3 protein-coding genes are annotated in these 3,282 nt (G+C 73.6%); 2 read left to right on the forward strand and 1 reads right to left on the reverse strand.

The genetic code is table 11. From position 1 onward, the window contains the following. Positions 1-118: 118 nt before the first annotated feature. The gene (locus tag ACZ38L_RS03425; protein ID WP_465688759.1) at positions 119-745 is read left to right on the forward strand and encodes a hypothetical protein; all 627 of its coding nucleotides are present in this window, start codon (positions 119-121) and stop codon (positions 743-745) included. A 4-nt stretch (positions 746-749) separates the two neighbouring features. Here ACZ38L_RS03425 and ACZ38L_RS03430 read toward each other — a convergent pair whose 3' ends face one another. Beyond that, on the reverse strand, positions 750-1,649 hold the full coding sequence (locus tag ACZ38L_RS03430; RefSeq protein ID WP_465688761.1) for an RDD family protein: 900 nt from the start codon (positions 1,647-1,649) through the stop codon (positions 750-752). 226 nt (positions 1,650-1,875) lie between these two features. On the opposite strand from ACZ38L_RS03430, the gene ACZ38L_RS03435 reads away from it, so the two are divergent. Beyond that, positions 1,876-2,880 carry a stage II sporulation protein M gene (locus tag ACZ38L_RS03435; protein ID WP_465688763.1) on the forward strand — a complete coding sequence of 335 codons (1,005 nt, stop codon included), beginning with the start codon at positions 1,876-1,878 and terminating at the stop codon, positions 2,878-2,880. Positions 2,881-3,282 lie beyond the last annotated feature (402 nt).

Raw genomic sequence — 3,282 nt, forward strand, 5'->3', positions numbered from 1 at the left:
GGAGAAGAAAAAAACCCCCCACCCCCCCCCCCCCCCCCCCCCCCCTCCCCCCCCCCCCCCCCCCCCCCCCCCCCCCCCCCCCCCCCCCCCCCGCGCTGTTGCCCGTAGGCTTCGGTCCATGCCCAACGGCCGGTACTCGCTGTACGACCCGCACGACCGCACCCCGCTCGGGGAGGAGCGGTTCAGCTGCGCGCCCGGGCCGGCCGGGTGGCGCTACGTGTCGAAGACCTACGCCCCGGGCGGCGCGGTGCTGGGCACGGTCGACCTCACCCTGGACTCGCGCAGCCGGCCGCTGCGGATGGAGCTGCGGGCCGGCGGCTGGCAGGTGCGCGGCGGGGCGGTGGACGGGGTGGCCTGGGTCCGCACCGACCCGACCGACCCGACGGGCGACTCGGCGAGCGAGGGGCACGACCGGGCGCACGGCTTCGCGGGGGACTCGCCGGCGTTCCTGATCGCCACCGCGCGGCTGCTGCGGCTGGTGGAGGGGGCGTCGGCCCGGGTCCGGCTGGTCGCGTTCAGCGGGGCGGCGCTGGCGCCGCGCACCTGTGACCAGGGCTGGCGGCTGGTGGAGGTGGCGAGCCACCCGACCGAGACCGGGCCGCTGGTGGTCGAGCGGTACCAGGTGGCCGACCTGGAGACCGGCGAGCAGCGGGAGGTCCACCTGGCCGGCGACGTGGTGCTGGCGGCGCCGGGCGTCGAGCTGGAGGAACTGGAGTCACCGCCGAACCCGTGGACGCCCGGCTGAGCGCTCACCCCGGGAGGGCGAAGCCCCCGTCGGTGCTCCCGAGGTCGGGCTTCGGCGCGGTGGCCGGCGCTGGTGTCACCGGCTGCGGCGCGGGCACGGCCACCGGCGCCGGCCCGAACGCCCCGAGCGGCGGCGGCACCACGGCCGGCGCGTTCGCCCGGGCCCACTCGCGGCGCTGCCGCTCGGTCAGCACCGCGCCCAGGTAGAGCGCCGGGTGCAGGCCGGGCGGCACCTCCCAGCGGATCCGCTGCGCCAGGTCACCGGCCAGTCGCCCGGCCATTCGCAGCGCCACCTCACCGTCCAACTGCTCCGAGCGGGAGAGCAGTTGGCGCACGGCCAGCCACAGGCCCGGAGGCACCGCGGACAGGTCCAGCCGGACCAGCTCCGAGCCCAGTGCCCGCATCACCGGTGGCGGCGGAAGCACCGGTCGGCCGCGCTCGGCCGCCGGTACCCGCTCGCGGACCACCAGCGTCCCCGCGAAGACGTCGCCGAGCCGGCGGCCCTCGCTGGATATCAGCGAGGTGATCACCGCCGGAATCCCGGTCAGCATGACGATCTCGAAGACCCCGACCAGGCCGCGCACCAGCGCGTGCCGGAAGCGCACCGGGCCGCCGTCGGTCCGCACCACCCGTAGGCCGAGTGCCAGCTTGCCCAGTGAGCGCCCGCGGGAGAGCGTCTCCACCAGCACCGGCAGGGCGACCAGGAAGAAGACCAGCATCCCGACCATCAGCGCGGCCGCGGCGGCGCCGTCGAGGTCGGGGAGCACCGCCAGCAGCGCGAAGACGCAGAGGAAGTACGCCAGGAACTGCACCGCCAGGTCCAGCAGCACCGCGAGGGCCCTGCTCGGCAGCTTCGCCGCCCGCAGGTCGAGGACGACGGCCTCGCCCGTCACCAGGTCGCTCACTGAGGCACCCGTCCGTTCCCGTCCGAGGAGGAGACGCGGTCCACCCGCCCGCCCCCTGGTTCTTCCGATATTCAACGGTCAACATACGGGCCGCTCGCCGAGGGCGGAAAGCCCGCACCTGGGAAAGCGCCCGCGGCCGGTTCGCGCCGACCACCGCTCTGGCAAGCTGTGCCCCGGGCCGCCGGCCCGCCCGCCTATCCGCCCGCCTGCCCGCTGGGAGAGCCGCATGGACCCGGACAATCTCGTCGCCGCCCACCAGGCGGAGTGGGCGCGGCTGGAGGTGCTGTGCAAGCGGCGCCGGCTCACCGGTGAGGAGGCGGACGAGCTGGTGGCGCTCTACCAGCGGGCCACCGGCCACCTCGCCCGAGTCCAGGCGACCGCCCCCGACCCCGCGCTGGTCGCCCGGCTGACCACCCTGGTCGCCCGGGCCCGCGACGCGGTGACCGGCAGCCGATCGGCCGGCTGGCGGGACGTCGCCCGCTACTTCACGGTGAGCTTCCCCGCCGCGCTCTACCGCTCGCGCCGCTGGTGGCTCTCGATCGCGCTGGCCTCGCTGCTCGCCGCGGCGCTGGTCGCCTGGTGGGTGGCGACCCACCCCGAGGTGCGGGACAGCCTGGCCACCCCGGCCGAGCTGCGCGAGATGACCCGGCCCGGCGGTGAGTACGAGGCCTACTACTCGGATCGGCCGGCCGCCTCCTTCGCCGCGCAGGTGTGGACGAACAACGCCTGGATCGCGGCCCAGTGCCTGGTGTTCGGAGTCTTCCTGGGCCTGCCGGTGCTCTGGGTGCTGTTCCAGAACGTCCTGAACCTCGGTGTCGGCCTGGGGCTGATGGCTTCGGCCGGCCGGCTGGACCTCTTCCTCGGCCTGCTGCTGCCGCACGGTCTGCTGGAACTCACCGCGGTCTTCGTGGCGGGCGGCATGGGCCTGCGGCTGGGCTGGACGGTGATCGACCCAGGGCCGCGGAAGCGCGGCGCGGCGTTGGCCGAGGAGGGCCGGGCGACCATCGGGATGGCCCTCGGACTGGCCGCGGTGCTGCTGGTCAGCGGCATCCTGGAAGCCTTCGTCACGCCCTCCGGGCTGCCGACCTGGGCCCGGATCGGCATCGGCGGCACCGCGGAGACGCTGTTCCTGCTCTACGCGCTGGTCCTCGGCCGCCGCGCCGCCGCCGTCGGTGAGGTCGGCGACGTCGAGGCGGCCGACCGCGCGGACCTCCAGCCCGTGGCGGCCTGACCCCTTCTGACCTGCTAGTCTTCTCTTCGGCCGCCGGAGCCGTTGACACGGATCCCGGAGGCCAGTAGATTCGAACGGTTGGGACGGACTGGACACCAGTCGGAGCCAGCAGTAGGGTCTACTACACGGCAAGTCGAGGCGGATGCGTCCAGCAGGATGCGGGCCCGGCAAGTCGAACCGGAAATCGAACCTCCGAAACCATTTGATAGGCTTCGCGGGTTGGTGAACGGAATCCCTCCAGCGGGAATCAGCAAGAAAAACACTGGTCAAACAGTGCGGATCGGATCTGATAAGCTGAACGCAGAACGAACGAAACGCCCGGAGGGCCTGCGAGAGCGGTCTGAAGGAAGTGTCCGTTCCTTGAGAACTCAACAGCGTGCCAAAAGTCAACGCCAGATATGT

It is taken from the genome of Kitasatospora sp. NPDC024654, from assembly GCF_055559155.1.